This is a genomic window from Shewanella sp. A22 (assembly GCF_053850585.1).
The window spans coordinates 1-20,229 of record NZ_JBSQBN010000082.1 but is presented as its reverse complement, the minus strand read 5'-3'; the positions used below and the strand labels follow the sequence as shown (position 1 = coordinate 20,229).

The 20,229-nt window shown below is 40.0% G+C and carries 19 protein-coding genes; 16 read left to right on the top strand and 3 right to left on the bottom strand.

What is annotated here, in order from left to right:
* Positions 1 to 149 precede the first annotated feature (149 nt).
* The 3 genes from ACWXWT_RS14295 to ACWXWT_RS14285 are packed head-to-tail and all read left to right on the top strand — an operon-like array spanning position 150 to position 7,747.
* Positions 150 to 497, top strand: a complete 348-nt coding sequence (locus ACWXWT_RS14295; RefSeq protein WP_456042251.1) for a hypothetical protein — start codon at positions 150 to 152, stop codon at positions 495 to 497.
* Between the two features lie 48 nt (positions 498 to 545).
* The gene (locus tag ACWXWT_RS14290; protein ID WP_456042250.1) at positions 546 to 7,064 is read left to right on the top strand and encodes an FG-GAP-like repeat-containing protein; all 6,519 of its coding nucleotides are present in this window, start codon (positions 546 to 548) and stop codon (positions 7,062 to 7,064) included.
* Positions 7,064 to 7,747 carry a hypothetical protein gene (locus ACWXWT_RS14285; protein ID WP_456042249.1) on the top strand — a complete coding sequence of 228 codons (684 nt, stop codon included), beginning with the start codon at positions 7,064 to 7,066 and terminating at the stop codon, positions 7,745 to 7,747. Before ACWXWT_RS14290 ends, ACWXWT_RS14285 begins: the two co-directional genes overlap by 1 nt.
* A 148-nt stretch (positions 7,748 to 7,895) precedes the next feature.
* Here ACWXWT_RS14285 and ACWXWT_RS14280 read toward each other — a convergent pair whose 3' ends face one another.
* From ACWXWT_RS14280 to ACWXWT_RS14270, 3 genes are all read right to left on the bottom strand, one after another.
* Positions 7,896 to 8,162, bottom strand: coding sequence for a hypothetical protein (locus ACWXWT_RS14280; protein WP_456042248.1), 267 nt, complete (start codon positions 8,160 to 8,162; stop codon positions 7,896 to 7,898).
* 54 nt (positions 8,163 to 8,216) lie between these two features.
* Entirely contained in the window at positions 8,217 to 8,534 is a 318-nt protein-coding gene (locus tag ACWXWT_RS14275) for a hypothetical protein (protein ID WP_456042247.1), read from the bottom strand.
* Between the two features lie 359 nt (positions 8,535 to 8,893).
* The gene (locus ACWXWT_RS14270; protein WP_456042246.1) at positions 8,894 to 9,712 is read right to left on the bottom strand and encodes a hypothetical protein; all 819 of its coding nucleotides are present in this window, start codon (positions 9,710 to 9,712) and stop codon (positions 8,894 to 8,896) included.
* 133 nt (positions 9,713 to 9,845) lie between these two features.
* On the opposite strand from ACWXWT_RS14270, the gene ACWXWT_RS14265 reads away from it, so the two are divergent.
* From ACWXWT_RS14265 to ACWXWT_RS14205, 13 genes are all read left to right on the top strand, one after another.
* The gene (locus ACWXWT_RS14265) at positions 9,846 to 10,103 is read left to right on the top strand and encodes a hypothetical protein (RefSeq protein WP_456042245.1); all 258 of its coding nucleotides are present in this window, start codon (positions 9,846 to 9,848) and stop codon (positions 10,101 to 10,103) included.
* A gap of 229 nt (positions 10,104 to 10,332) precedes the next feature.
* Positions 10,333 to 11,886: an IS21 family transposase gene (gene istA / locus ACWXWT_RS14260; RefSeq protein ID WP_456042244.1), complete on the top strand. Its 1,554-nt coding sequence runs from the start codon at positions 10,333 to 10,335 to the stop codon at positions 11,884 to 11,886.
* Entirely contained in the window at positions 11,876 to 12,619 is a 744-nt protein-coding gene (locus tag ACWXWT_RS14255) for an ATP-binding protein (protein ID WP_456042243.1), read from the top strand. Before istA ends, ACWXWT_RS14255 begins: the two co-directional genes overlap by 11 nt.
* Positions 12,606 to 13,427, top strand: a complete 822-nt coding sequence (locus ACWXWT_RS14250; protein ID WP_456042242.1) for a hypothetical protein — start codon at positions 12,606 to 12,608, stop codon at positions 13,425 to 13,427. Before ACWXWT_RS14255 ends, ACWXWT_RS14250 begins: the two co-directional genes overlap by 14 nt.
* Entirely contained in the window at positions 13,408 to 14,346 is a 939-nt protein-coding gene (locus ACWXWT_RS14245; protein WP_456042241.1) for a tyrosine-type recombinase/integrase, read from the top strand. Before ACWXWT_RS14250 ends, ACWXWT_RS14245 begins: the two co-directional genes overlap by 20 nt.
* Positions 14,347 to 14,452: 106 nt before the next feature.
* Complete coding sequence (locus ACWXWT_RS14240; RefSeq protein ID WP_456042240.1) at positions 14,453 to 14,749, top strand: hypothetical protein; 297 nt, start codon at positions 14,453 to 14,455, stop codon at positions 14,747 to 14,749.
* A 13-nt stretch (positions 14,750 to 14,762) separates the two neighbouring features.
* A complete protein-coding gene (locus tag ACWXWT_RS14235; RefSeq protein ID WP_456042239.1) occupies positions 14,763 to 15,356 on the top strand; it encodes a hypothetical protein in 594 nt (197 codons plus the stop codon).
* Positions 15,357 to 15,411: 55 nt separating this feature from the next.
* Positions 15,412 to 16,068 (top strand): hypothetical protein, encoded by a 657-nt coding sequence (locus tag ACWXWT_RS14230; RefSeq protein WP_456042238.1) that lies wholly within the window; start codon positions 15,412 to 15,414, stop codon positions 16,066 to 16,068.
* 24 nt (positions 16,069 to 16,092) lie between these two features.
* On the top strand, positions 16,093 to 17,346 hold the full coding sequence (locus tag ACWXWT_RS14225; RefSeq protein WP_456042237.1) for a DUF3644 domain-containing protein: 1,254 nt from the start codon (positions 16,093 to 16,095) through the stop codon (positions 17,344 to 17,346).
* Positions 17,347 to 17,361: 15 nt separating this feature from the next.
* A complete protein-coding gene (locus tag ACWXWT_RS14220; protein ID WP_456042236.1) occupies positions 17,362 to 17,862 on the top strand; it encodes a hypothetical protein in 501 nt (166 codons plus the stop codon).
* A gap of 6 nt (positions 17,863 to 17,868) precedes the next feature.
* Complete coding sequence (locus ACWXWT_RS14215; protein WP_456042235.1) at positions 17,869 to 18,540, top strand: hypothetical protein; 672 nt, start codon at positions 17,869 to 17,871, stop codon at positions 18,538 to 18,540.
* Positions 18,541 to 18,578: 38 nt separating this feature from the next.
* Positions 18,579 to 19,715, top strand: a complete 1,137-nt coding sequence (locus ACWXWT_RS14210) for an RHS repeat-associated core domain-containing protein (protein WP_456042234.1) — start codon at positions 18,579 to 18,581, stop codon at positions 19,713 to 19,715.
* 1 nt (position 19,716) lies between these two features.
* On the top strand, positions 19,717 to 20,028 hold the full coding sequence (locus tag ACWXWT_RS14205; RefSeq protein WP_456042233.1) for a hypothetical protein: 312 nt from the start codon (positions 19,717 to 19,719) through the stop codon (positions 20,026 to 20,028).
* Positions 20,029 to 20,229: the final 201 nt, after the last annotated feature.

The following is a 20,229-nucleotide window of genomic DNA, read 5'->3' as shown; positions in this document are numbered from 1 at the left end:
CTCTCAGGTATGCCACTTCTGTGTTACATCGATTTAAAAGGCAACAACCATTTCTACATCAATGTGCCTTGAATTGAAAAACCTGAGAGACTCTGAACTGACCAGATATTTAATGAGATTGGTATTAATCATTAAATGGATTTCAATTTATGTTGAAAAGGATGTTTTCCCCTATGTTAAGGGCATTGAACTTCGGTTTAGTGTTTGTATTTTTGGTCGTGTTACCCGTTATTGCAGCCGATAATCAATCTTTAGATTTCGATGTGTTAGAAAACACAAGTTATGACGGATGCCCATATTCTGGTGATGTCGCCATTTCCGTTAAGTACGAGTTAACTGAATCAAATATTGGTCAATTAGTTGTTTCTGGTTTTCGTGCCGGTCAATCTTTTGAACTAACCAAAAAAGATGTTGAACAAGGCTCTGGTAGTGCGGTTTTAATTCTAGTGCTTCAACAATGCATAGATAAAATCAACGTTGCATTAAAACCCATTTAAAATTCTAAAAATTTAACATTTCAACAAACGTGAAAGTAAGGATACCTCATGTTTCGCCTTCATATACTGCGACTACTGCTACCAATATTATTTCTTACTTTAGGGGTAAGCACTGCTTCATATGCTGAGGTGGTGGGACTATCGTCGGGAGAGTTTCGGGTCGATGAGAGTGGTGCCGCCACATACTCTGTGCCCATTAACATACCTGAAGGGCGAGCAGGTGTAACGCCGCAAGTGTCGTTAAACTATTCAAGTAACAACCTTCAAGATGGCCCTGTAGGTATTGGTTGGAGTGTTGGCGGCATTTCAGCCGTTTCTCGTTGCCCACAAACGCCAATTAATGACAATGCGATAACTGGTGTAAATTTTACCAGTAGTGATAGGTTTTGTCTTGATGGACAACGATTGATGCTAGTTACGGGTACCTACGGTGCACCGTATTCAACTTACACTAAAGAAATTGATGACTTCTCTGTTGTTACTGCTATGGGCGGTAGCCAAGCAAATGGGCCTAGTTATTTTGAAGTCAAAACAAAAGCCGGTGAAACATATTATTATGGTAATCCCGGTTTAACGGGTCTTGTCAGTACAAATCAAGCGGACGCATTTGTTGAACCAAGCAATAAGACTGGAATAGCTAAAACATGGGCTGTTAAAGTCATTAAAGATATTAAAGACAACTATATTCTGTTTAATTACAACAACAGTAAAGCGAATGGGACATTTTACATTGATAGCATTCAGTACTCAGCAAAATTGGGCGACAGTACTGCTTTCAATAAAGTTAAATTTGTATACGAAGACTACGGTAAGGGTTTTTTAGGTTATCAAGCGGGGGCTATTGCAAAGCATAACAAAATACTAAAGCGTATTGACTCATCGGTTGACGGTAGCAACTACCGTTCTTACTTGTTGAACTATGAGAACAGTAATTTTATAGAAGAGCGCACCTTATTAACATCCGTTCAAGAATGCCCTGATAATGATGCTGATATGTCCAACTGTTTACCAAAAACAAGCTTTAATTGGCAACGGCCAGCATTATCAACAAGTAGTATGGAATATCGGTGTGAAACAGAACTTGAAGCCCCAGATATTTGTCGCTGGGTACCCACAAGTACAAATTTCAAACCATTCGAGAATTATACTGTAGTGGGCAGTGGCTCCGCTAACGTAGCAACCTCTCAGATTTTCGATATTAACGGTGACGGTTACCAAGATATTGTTTACGTCAGTGGTAGTTCGTGGGCAGTGAAGCTTGGCCCTTACTTTACTTCCACTAAAACGATGACATCGACTGGTACTTCAAAAAAGGAATATGCGCTTAATATTGATTATAACGGTGATGGTGTAAGAGATTTACTTGTTGCAAACTCAGCAACAACAAATTGGCATGCCATATCATATCAAGCAAGCCAGAGTACATATCAAGTTTGCCCATCTGGAGAGCCTTGTGAGGAGCGGACTAGGCTATTGGATTATACTTTAAAAGATTTAGGTGTCGTTGCTACAGGACTTGAAAACGGTGCGCAAGTCATGGATGTCAATGGCGATGGTATTGAAGATATTGTTTTTAGAACAGGCAATACGATTAAAGCCCATGTTAATAACGGCAATGGCACTTTTACTGCGAATAAAACCCTCTATACCTTTACGGATACCATTGCATCTGCTGAGTTAAATATGGGAGTGCAATCTCAAACTGCTGATATGAAATCTGCCAGTGCCGTTGATATTAACGGTGATGGACGTTCAGACCTTATAATGAAAGTCACGTCAACAACATCAGGTTGTTATGTTCGTGGGGTTTTGAAACGATTTGTAAACTCAGCAAATGAGTGTAGAAATGATCTAGGTGGCACTTGGAGCAGTAACACCTCAACAAAACATATGCTCTTTGTCGCATCAGGCACCATGGCAAACCCGGTCTTAACCTTACAGCAGACCCTAGGAAACTATGAAGACACATTCCGTATAGCAGATTTAAATGGCGATGGCTTAAGTGATTTATTATTTGTCAGTGGTGATAAATGGTGGTATCGACTCTCTAACGGTATTGAATTCCTAGCGTCTAAAGACGCGGGGTTAGCCACATCGAGTACTAAAAAATACCTTGACCAATTTGTTGATTTAAACAATGACGGCCGCGCAGATGTGTTACATGCAACATCAACGTCTAATTGGGCTATTTTCTTCTCTCGCCCCACAGATTCTGGTGAATGGATTTCATTTGAGAGCCGTGGGTCTATGGCTTTTGACGCCAATGCTACGGTTCGTTTTGGTGATACGGATGGCGATGGGAAATTAAACCTACTGACTTCTACAGGCAGCAGTTGGAAAAAATACTATAACCGTAAAGGGATTAAAGAGTTCGCCATCAATACCATTACCAATGGCTTTGGTGTTGCGACAAAAGTAACCTACAAACCGATGACAGACTCATCTGTGTATGTGACAAATTTCTCAGATGCAGACACAACAACAGATACGTTCTCACCTCACTCAGGCATGCAACTCGTCAGTAAAGTAGAAACACAAAGCAATATTGGTGTTAATGATAAAATATCGGTCAACTATCAATACGGTGGTTTTCTTATCCATAAAAAGGGTCGTGGTTCATTAGGCTTTCAGATGTTAAAAACCATCGATAACCAAACCCATGTAGTGACCGAAACCAAATACAGTCAAGATCATGGTGAATTAACGTTTGCCCATGCAGGCATGCCTATTGAAACCATTCAAATGCTTGATACTAAAATGCTTTCTAGGGCGAGTAACACGCTAGACGTCATCCAAACCGCTAATGGTGGTATTTCACCTTATATTGCATCTTCTGAAGAAGAAAGTTACATACTAGACAGTAATCTTAGTAGCACATTGTCAAGCGTAACACTTACGACCAATCAATATGATGACTGGGGTAACTTACTTGAAAGTAACATTGAAATTTCTGATAAATACTCTAATGACGTACTCACAACCAACAATGTTAATACCTATGGTTCGGGTGACAGGGAACGATATGGCCGTTTAGCTTCTTCTGTTGTCACAAAAACACGAACAGGCGACCCTAAAACACATGTCCGAGAAACAACATTTGATTACTATTCAAATTTGATGTTGAAATCGAGCACATTATCACCTAACCAAGCAGCCACTAAACTAACAACCACTTATGGGTATGATGTCTGGGGAAATAAAACGTCTGAAGCAGTAACGGGTTATAGTACAGCAACAGGCACAAATATTACTCGTAGTACGAGTAGCAATTATGGTGCTAAAGGGCGTTACCTGAGTTACACAGATGATGCTATGGGGTTTAGGACCAGCTTTTTGTATAACAATGCTGACGCAGACTCAGTAACAGGTGTCATCACTTCAATAAAAACCACCGATACCAATAATGTTGCAAAAATAGAATATTTTGATGATTTAGGCCGACTAAAAACCATTGACCATCCTGACGCAAAAACAACAACCGTTACTCAAGCGTTTTGCAGTAGCTGTTCTAGTAACGCCTATTACTACATTAGAACGACAGTAACAGGAAACCCAACCCAAGAAGTGTATTTTGATAAATGGGGACGTGAGGTTATCGCGCAAACCACAAGCTTTAGCGGTGGCTGGAACAAAGTCATTAAAGAGTATGACGGTCAAGGTCGTGAGTTAAAAGTGTATGAACCAAACTCAACTGACTTTACTCTTTTTAGTTACGATGAGTTAAGTCGACCTAATATCGTTACAAAGCCCAATGGCACAACAGTCACAAATGAGTTCCATGGTTTTGCAAGTCGGAGCACTAATGAAGTAGGAGTTACAAGTAGTTCATATCAAAATGGTTTTGGCGAAACTGTTTATACTCAAGATGCTATTGGTAATACAGTGACTTTTACTTATGATGCTCAAGGTAATGTTGTTAAAACCGACACAACCGGAGAAGGCAGTAATTACATTGTCACCATAGCTTATGACAACTGGGGCCGAAAACTCTCCACTAATGACCCTTCAAAAGGCCTATGGACATACACCTATAATGCTTTTGGTGAGTTAATCACCCAGAAGACAGCAAGAAACCATACCTTCACTTTTTCATATGATTTACTCGGTCGGAAAACGCGAAGTTATGAGCCATCTGAAGGCACACTTTGTTGGAATTATGGTATTTCAAGTGATAAAGGCAGACTGCTGTCTACCGAAAAGTATGATGCCTTAAATGTTACATGTGCGACTGGTAGCCCAACGTATAAAAATAGTTTTACTTATTATCCAGATGGTTTAGTTAAAACGACAACAACCCTAATCGCGGGTAATACATTCACGCAAAGCCAAACTTACGATAGTTACAGTCGCCCAAGTATTACTACATACCCTACTGGTACTGCAGCGTTTTCGGTTAAGAATAACTACACAACCTCTGGTTATCTTGCCGAAGTTCGTAATAATGTAACGAGTGCTTTATTAAAACGTGTTGACTCAATGACAGCGCGAAACCAAGTCGACAAAGTCACTTATGGTAACAATGTGACTACCACAGCTAGGTTTGAAGATGACACTGGCTGGTTATCAAGTATTGACGTTAAAAAGGGTAGTGCTCAGCTTGCTTACACAGATGTCTTGCATGATGATATCGGCAACGTAACCAGCCGCTGGACTCAATTTGGTTCAATTCCTGGAAGCATTACCGACTTTACAGAAACCTATGGCTATGACTACCTGACAAACCGCTTAGAAGACCGCACGATTAGTATTGCCACTGGCAGCGCTATCTTGCCAGCTAACGTTAAAACGTATCAAGATTTCAATTATGATGACTGGGGTAATATTAAATTTAAAACCGGTGTGGGCAATTACACCTACTATGCAACTAAACCGCACCAGCTTAATGAGGTCAAATCAGCCTCTGGAGCGCAATTATATAAGTTTTTCTATGATGCGAATGGTAATAGTAAAACGGATGGCACCCGCACCTTTACTTATGGCAGTTACGACAAACCAACATTAATCACCAAGGCTGGCAGTAGCTCTACTATGCAATATGGGCCTGAACGTGAGCTTATTTATAAATCTGATACCTATGTAGAAAATGGTAAAAACGTCACTTATCAAACAACCTATTTAGGTAATTATGAAAAGGTCTATCGTACTGGTGGCGCAGGTACATTAACCGAGCATAAGTTTTATGTTGGCGATATTGTCTATACCCAGCGAAGCAATGGTTCAAGTGATACTTTTTATCTACACAAGGACCATCAAGGCTCGGTCATCGCCACAACAAATGGCAGTGGCGCAGTCGTATCGCAAGCTATTTACGACCCTTGGGGTAAACGTACCGCTGTGTTTCTCCACAGTTCGTTTGCTAGTTTTACGACTAGCGAACCGACGGACAGAGGATATACAGGCCATAAGCATATTAAAGACTTAGATATTATTCATATGAACGGTCGGATCTACGATCCAACACTTGGTAGATTCCTTCAAGCTGATCCGCATATTCAGGCTCCAATGAATAGCCAGAACTATAACCGTTATAGCTATGTGCTGAATAATCCGATGAGCTATACCGATCCGAGTGGGTATTTCTTTAGTAAGCTCTGGAAGAAAGTTAAGCAGTTCGCATCAGTTATAGTAGGTGCTGCATTAATATACTTTACAGGAGGAACAGCTAGTTGGTTTGTTAGTAGCTGGTATGGTGCTGCTGCGGCAGGTGCGATATCGGGTGCTGTCGGTGCTGCTGCAAATGGAGGTAATATCCTAACGGGTGCTTTAAGGGGGGCCTTTAGTGCAGCCGCCTTCTATGGGGTTGGTTCGGCCTTTGGAGAGGTCGCAGCAGGAAGCGCTGCTCATGTTGGCAAAACGCTCGCACATGGCATAACTGGTGGGGTTATGAGTGTACTGCAAGGTGGTAAGTTTGGACATGGCTTCGCATCGGCTGGGGTAACACAAGCCTTAGCACCATCAATAAATGGTATTGATAAAGGAAGTAGATTCAGTGTCGGTAGAATTGCTGCTGCGGCAGTTGTCGGAGGTACGGCATCTAAACTTAGTGGTGGTAAGTTTGCTAATGGTGCTACAACAGGTGCTTTCTCACGGATGTTTAATGATGAATCTCACCATAAAGCAAAAGAAAATTTCAAGATAACAGATGAACAAAGACAACTTGCAGCAGATGGGAAAAGGGAGGAGTTTTGGTTATCTAGAAAAGAAGTTGGAGACCCTATGGCAGATATAGCGCTAGCTGCAATTGAAAATGATGGAGGAGTTGGCGACTACTTGATCGGAGGGCAGGCAATAAATAATAGGCTTCAAGCATATGCTAGAGTTTACGGTGGTGGAGAGCTTGATTTGCATGAAGTTGGAGTGGAAGTAATGAAAGCTCACGTATTAGCTGTTGATCAGGATAAGATTGGGGTAGTTGGCCTTCTCAATCCAAGACAGATAGCTAAATACCATCATGATGTCTTTGCGAACTATGGTTTGCCAACAACAGCTTTTGGGGGCACTCCCATGACTGGCGGGCTATGGGAAGCAAGCGCTACACGTTGGGTATGGTGTAGAGGATGTGACTGATGAATAAATTCAATTATTTAACTATTTCTGCGGTTTGTTTTTGTTTTGTAATTGGTCTTGCTATAGCTAAAAGTAATTCTTCTAAAATACGAATTGGTTCATATGATTTTGATATACCAGAAGAGTACTTACTTGAAAGCTCAATGCCTGATTGGTTGAAATGGTTGCCGGGTGTGGATGAACCTAATAAGGGAGTTTTATTCAAGTTGCCAGCAAAGCTTATTTCAGAAAATGTGTCTGGTTATAAAGCAATTGATGGTAAGCTCGTCGAAGATATTCGCGGTTACTTGGTTGTATTGAATTCGCAGGAAAGAACAAGGTATGGAGATAAAGCTCAGTATAATGACTTGATTTCAGGTACGGGTTCGTATGCAAATATGATTGTTGAGAATCACGGTCAATTTTTCAAAGTATTTCGAAAGGTCGAATATCCATACTCTTTTGCGTTGGTGACTGAAAACCCAACAGAGATATCAGAGCCATCTAACGGGTTTTGGATAGCTCATTGCTTAAATAGAAAAAACTCTATATCGCAAAGCGGAGAGCATGTCAGTTGCAGCAGTCATGCAGTTAAAGGTGACTTGCTAGTCGAATTTAATATATCAGAGCAGAACATTATGTACATTGAAACTGTGAAGCATTATCTGATGGAGCAGGTAATGGAGTGGAAAGTGGTTAATTAAATTTGGCAAGGATTTCATTAACTGAATTAGAATTAGGTCTCATAAAAACTTTTAAAGCCAGCGGAAGCTGGTTTTCTTTTATCTGGCGTTTGGTGATGGCGGTTCGCGTCCTATGGTTTGGTGCCAAAGCAGACAGACGCTGCTATATCTATTCAGAGTCCAATTGCTTAAAAAATGTTTCGCCATCAACAAGGTCATTTTCGTCTAGATTTTGAAAACGCTTTTTGACAAGCGCAAGCTTTTCAATCTCATCGACATCGCAATCGAGATGATCTTCGCATCGAAAGATTATTTTCTTACGAATAGCATTTGGCCTTTCTGGTGATGGCGCAATTATTTCAGTTCTAATATCGACATGCTTTTTGCAGCAGGCCGAGCATTCGGCATTGTGAAAATCAATTTTGCTTGTCGGCATTATTTGCTCCAACTTAGTAGTGGTTGAACGATGAAAATCAGCTTGGTGCAAAAGCTAATGGGCTAAAAGAGGCGATGAACTGTTTAACGCTCGAATCTGCTCTGGCGAAAATCCGTGGCGAAGCATTTCGAAATCGTCTAAATCGATAACAGCTCGTTTGCCACTTCCTTTGAGCTGATAATATGAGTTACTTGCCGTAATAACCGTATGTTCTTTTAAGTTCTTGTTTACAATACGAGAGGTGGTTACATAGTCCCCTTCATAAAATCGACAGGTAAAGTCCTCAAGCACTATGCCATACAGCACTTCACCGACCAATTGATCGCCATCCATGACAGCAACAATGTACCAATCTTTCACCGTAGTATTCATAAGCCGACCCTCGCTTTTTGCTTGATGACTTATGGTAGAAAAATACGGATTAAAAACATATCAAATCCGTGGATCTAATCTTGAGTTTTTTTCAGCATGATCCGTTCTCAAAGGAAATTTGTTTGCAGAATTAATTATAAAAATAACTGCGTTTTTTCAGCCGGAATCGTGCGCTGGCTTAACTGGATTAAGACGCTATCTAATATGAACTAGTGCGCTGTTAGAACCGGAGTATGCAGCTGCCTATTCCAGTAAAATAGTAATGCCAATCCATATAAATTAAAGCGTTAATCCAGTTAAGCAGGCGCAGCTTTCCAGTAAGAATAAAGCAATAGCGAAATATTGAATAAAAATGATCTTTAGAAAGTGAAGTTGGGGTTGAATTGATTACGCGCTAGGTAGATGAGTTTTGCTTTGGCGGAATTTTCAATGTTTAGATTTAAGACTGCTTTATCAGCAGCATTTCTAATTGAGTTGATTTTTTCTATCAGTGAATCTTTGTTATTGATTTGATCAAAATACGGCAGTGATTCTTTAGTTGTATTATCGGTTAAATGATCTTTGAGTAATTGGTAAACAACCCAGACAAAATCATTGTGATATCTCAATGCGAAGGTGACTAAAAATACCTTATGAATACATGATAAGTATTGGGCTGAATTTTGTTCTTGGTGGTATCTAGCTTGGCAGTTGCCTGCTAATAAAGCTGCCAAGCCACTTATTGAATGAATTTGTTCTAATTCGGCATTACTGATTGATAGTTCGTTTGGATTTGCTATGTATTTGTTTATTGCCGCCATCAGTTGCTCATCGTCAATTTTTGGCCCCATATATCGGCTATAACCATCGCTTTGCTCAGGTGTGATGTTCTTCACTTTTGTATAAAGGATAAAGTGCCAAAATGAGTTGTTTAAAATGCATTTTGTGTCGGGAAATAATTTATCCAGTTCAGTGATTTTACTTTGCCATGTGACAGGCCGACACTTTAAAACCTGATACCAGAAGCCACTTCTTTTTTCTAAATCAGACTTCTTTTCTCTACCGCTAATTGAACGCAAAAACTTCATCAAATCACTAACCGTTACAACATCAACGCGATACATGATCTCTCTAACCCAAGAGTTGGATGCAATTTGGCGCATAGGCCGAGGAAACTGCTTATAGGTTAAAAGTTCCATAACGGGTTCTTAGATTGTCGCTTTTCAATAATTTCAGATCGGCACTATTCGTTTAATTTCACTAATGCTGTCACAGCAAGTATAGCCTAGGCTTTATTAGTTACAGCACGTTCCAACCAACCCGGAGATAGAAATGAAAAATGAGGAGGAAATAGAGAAATTAGCTGAGCAGTTGGAAAAGGATCTGTTGCTGATGTACGGCTCACCTTTAATTACAGGTGAAGACCTTCAAAAAGCGATGGGCTTTCGCAGTGTTGATGCGTTGCGACAGGCAATTGTTAGACAAACGATACCTGTAAAGGTGTTTAGCTTGGATAACAGGCGCGGCAAATACGCTTTAGTTAAAGACATTGCGCGTTGGTTAGCGAATGAGTCAATAAAACAGAATTAGGAGAGTACGACTATGAAATAACTAGCAAAAGATAATTTTTATCGGGCGTAGAAACGAAAAAACCTCTCAGATTTCGCGGTCCAGAGGCTTTTCGTAGATGTTTGTCGTTTGCATTCGACACATTTAATAATAGATCAAGCCTAACTGAATGCAAGGATTCAAAAGTTTAATTTTGAGTTCAGCGGCTTGCTGCGCCCTTCATTTAACCCTAAGTAAAGGAAATATATAGATGTTTTCTAACAAAGAAATTAATGAAGTCGCACGACTCAGTGCTTTGACAGGCTTGAGCAATCGAGCAATTGGTCGTGTACTAGACCGCTCCGATACTGCTGTTGGACGCATTAAAACACGGTTGCGTGACCTTAACCTTAAATGGCCTGAAACAGAAATTAAGGCAGAAGAGTTACAGAGCAAGATATATCCCAATTACCCTTTTAGAAATAGCAATAAACGTGAACCTCCTCTTGAGGAAATGTTTACCGCCATGCAATCAAAAGGGCAGCAGTTATATCCACTTTTCATGGCATATGTTGAGGAAGACCCTGCAACAGCACTTGGTAAAACAAGCGTATATCGCATGTACCGCGAGTACAGCAAAACCAAAAAGCTGTCACAGCGAGGTGAACATAAGGCTGGAGAAATCATCTACGTTGATTTCAGTGGCACTACTGTATCTTTTGTCTTTGGCAAGAAAAAGCTAAATAAAATCTTACAGGTTTTTGTGGGGGTATTTGGTTGCTCTGGTTATGGCTATGCACATGCCACCGAAGACCAAACAAGCCTAAGCTGGGTGGAAGGTCAAGAAGCAATGCTTGATCATTGTGGCGGTGTGCCAGAAATCATCACTCCTGATTGCCCCAAAGCTGTAGTCACAAAAATTCGACCTACACGTGTGATTAACGCCATTTATGAGGATTTTGCTAGGCATTATCGAATTGCGGTTGTACCTGCTCGTCCGGGCCACCCGCAAGATAAAGCCTTGGTTGAGAATCATGTTGGATTTATCAAAGGTCGTGTTCTCATGAAAATGAAAAAAATGACCTTTCATAGCATTGATGAAGTTAATGCATGGCTTAAAAAGGAGGTGGAAAAACTAAATAACGAACCCTTTCAAAAGAAAAAAAGTTTCACACGCAAAATGCTGTTCGAAAAGTTTGATAAGCCAATGCTTTCTCCGCTTCCAAAGCAGAAGCTTGAAGTCATTGAAGAGATTTTTCAATTCAAAGTACGTGATGATTACATGATATTGATTGATGAACACGAGTATATGGTGCCGTGGGAATTGGCTCATGAAAAAGTCGAGGTACATCTTACTCGTGACCATATCCATATTTACAAAGAAGGCAACTTTATAAATCCTGATTGCACGCTAAAACGTGATGGTGAGCCGGGTGGTCAAACAATCGTAGAGGAATATCGTCATCCAAGACACAAACATTATGTTGACCGTGATGTAGAGCATTATTGGCATTGGGCCGAAAGTTTTGGTTCAGCTACTCAGCAGATGATGGCAGCTCAGTTTATTTATAAACATGCCAAAGCGCGATTGGCTAATAATAATTGCCGTGAGATTCAAAAACTCTCTGAAAAATATGAACCTGAAGTGTTTGAATCGGCTTGTCAGTATGCAATCAAATATCAAGCCACTACGGTCACTAGCCTTAAAAATATTCTCGCCTCAAAAATATATGTGACAAAAGATGAGGACCGTACACCACCTCCTCATTCACATCTTCGTGGCGCAAAAAATTACGCAATGGGGGTAACTAATCATGCTAATTAAACAAACTAAAGAAAAAATGGAATTATTAAAATTAAATGCAATTGCAGCACGATGTGATGCTGTCTTGAAATCATTGGGTGCAGATGCTGCTGCTTTTTATGAAGCCCTTGATCCTCTACTTGATATTCAACTAGAGCAAGATGAAATTGCCAAGGTTAACCGGGCTAGAAAGGCGGCTACGTTACGATGGCCTCAAGCAACGCTTTCTAGCGTTGATTATGACCCGAAGGCAATAAAAACATTATCTGAATGTGAATGGATAGTTAAGCACCAACATGTAGTTATCGTTGGTGCAACAGGGGCTGGCAAGACCCATTTTGCTTGCGCTCTCGCAAATCACATCATCGTGCGAGATTATAAACTTAAGTTCATCAAGTACAACGATCTGTTGCTTGAGCTGGAGTTGGCAGAGCAAAACGATAAGCTTAAAGCTTATTTTCGAAAAATGTTAAGAACTACGGTATTAGTCATTGATGACTGGGCACTTACACCAATCAGCAGTGTCCAGCGTAGACTTCTATATGATCTTATCGAAAAGCGTGAGCAAGAAGGGTCACTAATCATTACTTCGCAGTTTGATTTTGATTTATGGCATGACGCTATTGGAGAAGAAACTGTTGCCGATGCACTTCTAGATCGTATAGCCCCTTTGTCCCACAAAATAATTTTAGACGGAGATACTCATCGTGGTGCTGAAGGCTTGATAGGAGGTTCAAATCATGGAAAACACTAACATTCCAGTGATTGAGTCTCGACTCTTTTCATATCCAATATTATCGCATGATGAGTTTGTTATTGAGCAAGATGTACCGCTAATGGCTGACAAATATCATCAAACAATCTTTCAATGTCCAAAGCCTCTGGCATTTGTCGGGAATACATTGGGGATATCAAAGGAGCAAATTAAAGAGCATCAGATTGGCTTTGCTGATGGCTCGTTGTATGAAGATTTACCGCCACGAAAAACAGTTGAGCGAGAAATCCTCAATGGTTCCTTGAAAAGATTAGCACTGCAAACCGTAAAAGGGCATGAGTTGATGAAGGGATGTATTACCTTACCGATCCGTGAAGCCGATGGCATAGTTGCCATGTTTGGTTTGCGACATGACAGGCCCAGACGCGATGCCACGTTGATGAAGTACAGTAACTTTGGGGTTGCACCTATTTATGCCTTGCAGGGGCTAGGAAAGGTAGCGTTCAGATGTAATAACCCCTTGGATGTTATCGCTTTGGATGGTCATGGCTATCACAATGGTTTTGCTGAACTGGAAGACCAGCTATCTGAAGTGAGCTGTGACATGCTTTGCCAACTGGGTGTATCGGTATTGGTGTACTTTTCAGATGCGATGGGAGCAAATTTTGATGTTGACGAAGCGCGTTATATTGCCGAGCGTTATGACATCAAACTTTGTGAAGTGAATCTGCCATTTCAGGTTATCAATGTTGGTAAGTGGGATGATTTTCAATGGAAGCTGTTTGATACCCGGATCACCAGAGCATTAGCTGAAATAGGAGTTCGTAATGAGCGACACCAAGCTTAGTACGTTTTCGCAGTGGAATGATTATTATCTGGATGATTGTTGTGCCAGCGGACAGTCCTTGCGGACTGTTCGCATTAAACGCTGCAACTTAGCGCTTTTCGAAAGATGGGCACTAGCTGAAGATATTATGTCACCATTGCAAGTCACTAAGAAAGTACTGGAATCTTACAAACGACACTTAAATACCTACATCAACCCTCGAACCAACGAAGTGCTTGCACTAGGTACTCGCAGAAACCGCTTAACAGCGGTGAAAACGATGTATAAGCGAATGGTTTATCTAGAAGTGATTGATATTAATCCGCTAGAAGTTTTCGAATTGCCAAAAGTACCTAAAAGCCTGCCTACAGCGTTTTTAACCTTTGAGGAGTTGGAACAAGTCTTTGCACAAACGATGATGGGCGGTTTAAATGGCTTGCGCGATAGAGCAATATTAGAAACCTACTATGCATCGGGCATTAGACGCATGGAACTTGGCAACCTTGAAATTGGTGATATTAACTTTGAGACCAAAAAGCTAAGAGTGAATAACGGTAAAGGCGCGAAAGATAGAATTGTACCGATTGCCAAACGCACATGTGAATGGATACAGCAATATCTCAAACACAGCCGACCAACATTGCGAAACATGCGCTCTGGTAAGGTATTGTTTCTTAGCAATTCTGGATTGAAATTTGGGGAGACCCAATTATCGGAATTGGCAAAAAAGTACCTGTTAATGGCTGGCTTCAATGTCAACGCGGCTTGTAATGTATTTCGCCATAGTGCTGCCACTCACATGCTTGAGGGCGGAGCTGATATTCGTCAAATCCAAGTATATTTAGGCCATGCCGACATCTCGACCACAATGGTCTATACCCACGTAACTAATCCTGAGCTGGAACGCGCATACGAGAAATCGCACCCTGCTGCTAGATAAGCTCATTTAAATTAATACTTTGTACCTTAGCATATAAAGATTAGTATATTGTCATCATTAATATTTTTGCTTTTGTACGCTTGGTGTCGTACAATCTGGGTGTGGTATGGGATTTAAAGATGTAAAACGGCAAGTTATTGAGTGTTTAAATAATGGACTCGTTTCGCATGAGCAAAGGAATGACATTGACGTAAAGAATTTATTAGCTGTTGGGCAAGTAACACTAGATGAAGTTGCAGAGATTATAGGACGAAGCAGAGGCGACAGTTACTCTTCTAGCCCACATCACTATGATTCAAGTATTGACGTTCATGTTATTAAAACAAGACGAGCGGATCAGGAGTGGTATATTAAATGGTATTTTGTAGAGCCAAATAGTGTATTCATTAGTGTTCATCCTTAAGAGTAAGTAAGTTATGAAAATTTTCAAAGTAGGCGAGTCGCAAAAAGCAGCATGTGAAAAATGCCAGTCATTTGAAAATGCGACATTTAAATTAAGAGATGTCCCTTTCAGTGATGGCAGAGGAATTGTTAAAAATGTGCTGGTTGGTGTGTGTGACAAATGCGATAGCGTTACAGTTTTGCCTCATCAATCGACCCCCGCTGTGAAAAGGCAGTACGAAGCTAAGCGTAAGCCTATTGAGAGCAGACTGCCTGCACATTTTATTGATATTTTGAACTTAGCGACACTTGAAATTGGTGCTTCTACTGATTTTGTTCCGAGCTTAATGAAGTATTACATTCACTCGTTAGCAACGAATGAACAAAATGCAAAACATATTGCTCGGTATCTTAAAAGTGATTTAGCTACAGGAAAAGCAGAAAAACGATTGTCGTTAAAAGGTCGCCAAATTTATGATGAATTAGATCATCTAAAAGCACTAGCTCATATAGAAAACACAACAGACCTACTCAAAAGTATCATTTTAAAGATAAATGACGATGTATTGATTAAAAGAAAACCTAAGCCGATTGAACACCTGAAAAGCATTATGGCGGCAGTCGCATAGATAGAATTCTAACAATAAATAAACTCAACGGGACTTGATGTTAGGCACATAAAATATGCAGGAAGATTTAAGAAGTGTTCATGATCACATGATACGCCTTGGGAGGGCCGCCCTATCACACGCTAACTATCATTCATGTTTTTACAGCTTTGAAGGTGAAATGTGGGATGAAATGTCAGTGCTTCAAGCAGCACATGCTGCTGAAATTTTTATAAAAGCTAGAATAGCGCAAGAACACCCGCTTTTAATTTTCGACAAAATGCCTCGCTCCACTCAGGCAGGAAACGATTTATTAAGTTTTAAAGATTTAGTCAAAAACGCAAAAACAATATCTTACTTGGATTTACCTGAACGGCTTTGGGCTGCAACAGGGATAAAAGTACCTAATCTCGACTTGTACAAATCGTTTGGTCAACTTAGGAATACAATACAGCACTTTACGGTGCCCGATGAATGGCCTTGCGATACAAAAACTTTTATCTATGAAGTAATAGACCCCTTCATCAATGAGTGTTGGGGGCTATATGCAATTGATCATCATGAAGATAATGACAGTTACAATAATATTGTTGATGTTTTGATTTCTAGCGAGGTTCCATTTCTCCTTTCTCCAACATGTGAATCTGAACTGGGAGGCCATGAATCACTTCTAGATGATTGCTCTGATAGGTACAGAAAAATTATGTTAGAGAAATTATCTAAGCGCAAATAGGCTAATTTAAAGTTAGGGAAAACAATGAGTAGATATGAAAAGGTAGATTTAGCATACGAGTTTCTAGCATGTCGAGAACGTCAAGGAGAAGCTTTTACAATTGAGCAACTTGCTGAAGCTACTGGCTGGAAAGTTGATACATGTCGAACATATCCCTCTAAGCGCTGGCACCAATATGTTGAAAAAGATGGGGACCAATATTCGAGTTCTGGAATATGTTTTTTAAGTAAAGAGGAATTCAGGGCTGTCCACAGCCAGAAGTTACAGCAAACAGCCGATATGTCTGCAAAAGGAGTCCTTCTTCATAAGTCCAAAGAATTCGCACTTTTGGCTGTGTCTATTTATAACAATCCTTATACAGAATTTAAGACTTACGGCTTCATTGTTAATTTGAATATCGCATTTACTGCATTGTTCCATGCCATATTCGAGAAAAAAGGAGTCGATTACTTCCATTATGATCAGCAAGGTAATCCAATTTTAATTGATGGTGATAAGAAAGCTTGGGAGCTTTCTGAATGTGCAGATAATTATTGGAATGGGGTTGTCAGTCCTGAAAAAGCAAATATTAAGTTCTTAATTGGCCTAAGAAACAAAATTGAACATAGGAACCTACCAGCCATAGATTTAGCCGTTGTAGGGGAATGCCAATCAGCACTTAACAATTTTGAAGAAATTATCGTTCAAGAGTTTGGCGATAATCATGCTTTAACCACCTCACTAGCATTCGCAATGCAACTAACTCGTGTTTCAGAGCAAGCTCAAATTGATGCTTTGAAGCAAATGCAGAAAGAAAATTACAAAGTGGTTCGGGAATACATGGAAACCTATCGTGAGGATTTAAATGATGAAATTGCCCAGAGCCAAAAATATAGACTAAGGGCTTTTCTAGTGCCGAAGCTGGGCAATCACGCTACGACTTCAGATTTGGCAGTTGAGTTCATAAACGTAGATAGCCTCTCTGAAGAAGAGTTGCAAAACTATGAACAAGCCGTTGCCTTTATTAAAGGGGTCGAAAACCCATTTCGTCTTAAACCATCGAGAGTAGTTGAGCTTGTTTCGAAAGCTTGTTCTGGGTTTAACATGACGTTACACACGAAGTGTTGGAAGTTTTACAATGCAAGGCCAAGAGAAATGGATAGGGCTTATAAAGGTGAATACTCTGCTTACATGGAAGGATTTGATGGTTATCTTTACTCAATGAAATGGGTTAAGTTTTTAAGAGAAGAATTGAAAGGTGTTGAGAAGCTTCGCCTAGTTAAATTGCAAGCAATTTAAAGGGGGAAACGCAATATGGAATGGTTGAAAAAGTACGCTGAATTTAATAGTCCTAGTAAACGAGTAAATTTTTTTAAAAGCCATGTCGTTAACATGCATCAAGGTGACCTTTTGTTTTGTGGAGGGATTGAACCAGCGATACTGGCAGAAATAGAGGATAGCTTTAAGCGAGGAAATTTTGTTGCGTGTGTATTACTTTGCCAGTTGGTCATGGAACACGCTTTGGCTAACATTTTTATGCTAACTGAGCATGAATCAATTATTACCAAGGGGTTTGCCAAACTTATAGCCAAGGCAGCAGAAGTCGGTGCCATTAATGATGATATGGAATTAAAGTTGACTGAGTTAAGAAGAATGCGCAACCCATATGTTCATCCAAGGTTTGGCGATGGGCAAGGTACATATATAAGGCGCGTGCTTGATAAGGAGATGGATTATAACGAATTGCCTATTGCTGATGGCATTGAAGCAGTAAAAATTTTAGGTGATTTCATTAATCGAAAAGGTGAGAGGTAATTTAGATTGGGCACAATTGCGACAGTTATTTTAGCGCTAGTTTCTTTAGCTCTTACATCTTATGGTCGAAAGATTGATGAGAAAGAAAAACCTCGTTATTTGGTTTGGGGTAATATAGCTTGCTTAGCAGGGATCATCATTTTGAATGCGGTTAGCCAGTTAAATTCATCAAATGAGTCGAATATATATAAACAACACATTCTAGAGCTAGATGTTTTGTCAAAGGTTAACGAGTTTACAATTCCTGTTTTTGAAAGGTATGCAATCATATCTAACAATTTTGTCTCTGTTAAAAATTACATTAACGTTGAACAAGCAAAAGAGCTAAACCCTGAAGCTATTTCAATTCTTGAACGTCAGCAGGAGCAAATTAAATCAACGCAATCTTTTCAAGATTTAGAAAAAGCATTGGAAGATCTCAAATCTATTGCCGCCAAAATACATGGGCTTCACCTTCAATACGGGAATATAGTGCCTAAAGAGATTATTGAATGGGCAAATATTGTTTTAGAAATCGAATTAGAAGGAATGGATGAGTATTTTGATCCCTATGTCAGAGAAGGTGATAGCCCAAGACGTTCTGTTTTAAATTTCTTCGAGCTTAGTGGAAATGCATTTGGCTTAAGTATAGGAAAGGTTCGGTTAGCATCGGAGTCGATAGTATTATCGGTAAAGTAGGCGTTATTTTAGCTGGATCGTAAATCCGCTGTATCCATATGAACGGTCGGATCTACGATCCAACTTTGGGTAGGTTTTTGCAGGCTGATCCGCATATACAAGCACCGATGAACAGCCAAAACTATAACCGATATTCCTACGTGCTGAACAACCCGATGAGTTATACCGATCCGAGTGGGTATTTCTTTAAGTCACTCAAAAAGTTTGTTAAGAAACATTGGAAGACTATAGTTCAAATTGGTATTAGTGTTATGACTGCTGGTGCTGGGCTTGCATGGGCCGTAGCAGGGGGGGCAATGAGTGGCTATGTAATGACAGGCTCATTGAAAGGAGCGTTAGTTGGAGCATTTAGTGGAGCATTATTTTATGGGGCCGGTGATATAATAGCCGGTAGTAAAATAACGAATATATTTGCTAAGGGAGCGATACGAGGAATGGCAGGCGGTATAAGTAGCGTGCTTTCAGGTGGTAAGTTTGGACACGGCTTTGCCGCAGCAGGTGTTACTAGTATGGCTGGTGGTAAAATAGATGCTGCTTTCAAAGATACTAGTGCAAGAGTTGTAGCCGCAGCAGTAGTAGGTGGTACTGTGAGCCAAGCTACTGGTGGTAAATTCGCTAATGGTGCTATGACTGCCGCTTTCATGAAAGCATATAATGATGCAAATCATCCAAAATTTGAATCACCTGATGCTCCGCTAGCTAAGTGGTTTAGAAGTATTGCTGATGGGGCTACTGCGATACGCGGGAATATTGAAAATGGATTGTCAGAATTAGGGCAATCTCTATCAACAACCGCTGATGCCATTAGTTCGTATGTGAAGAATGATATGTCTGCTGGAACAACATTGAAAGGAGCATTTGGCAAAGGGGCATCCGCCAGCTCTTCATTTAAACTCAATGGTGATACTTCAATATCTGTTGCTGATGAAACAGGTTTGATGTTGAAAGGTGGTGCGTCAGCTTCTGCTACGTTATATCAGCAAGGTAATATAGATGGTATGTTCCAGCAGTTTGAGGCTTGTTTACAGGTATGTATAAATGCTCAATGGGATTATCAAGGTAACTGGAATGTAAATGGACAAGTTGTATTTCCTGTCGCAACCGGAGCAACTTTAAGTACTGGATACACTACAAGCGGTAAAAACGTAGCTGATTATTTAATGAATGGGAATTAATATGTTGTTTTTTATAACTTTCACAATTGTTGCAATTTATTTTGCTGTTGGATATCACAAAGGCTTAATAAAGTTAGCTAGTGAATCTAAACAAGAACAGCTAAAGGTTTTCGGGAAAGCTTATAGTAGTCATAAAGAGTTATATGGTGACTTTAATTTTATGAGTGATGTTTTTTCAGGAGAAAAGATAAGTGAAGAGCATGATAAGCAGATCAGACAGAGGTTAGTACTATTAAGACGAAAACTAATAGGACAAATTATATTTGGATTATTAGCATTTTTTTCGGTGGTCGCTCAAAGTGCTTTAAATTAAAGAATAAAAAGGGACACCTCCTAAATTGATTTCAACTCATTAGCCAGTTGACCTAAGGTTTGGCTTCTTTGGGCAAATAATTAAGACACCCAAGATTGTTGGCTAAATATTGAGCGCTGAACTACACTTTATTTACCCTTTCACAAACGGTAATTAAAGATGGCCAGACCAAGACAGACAATCGTTAGCCTGGAAGATACG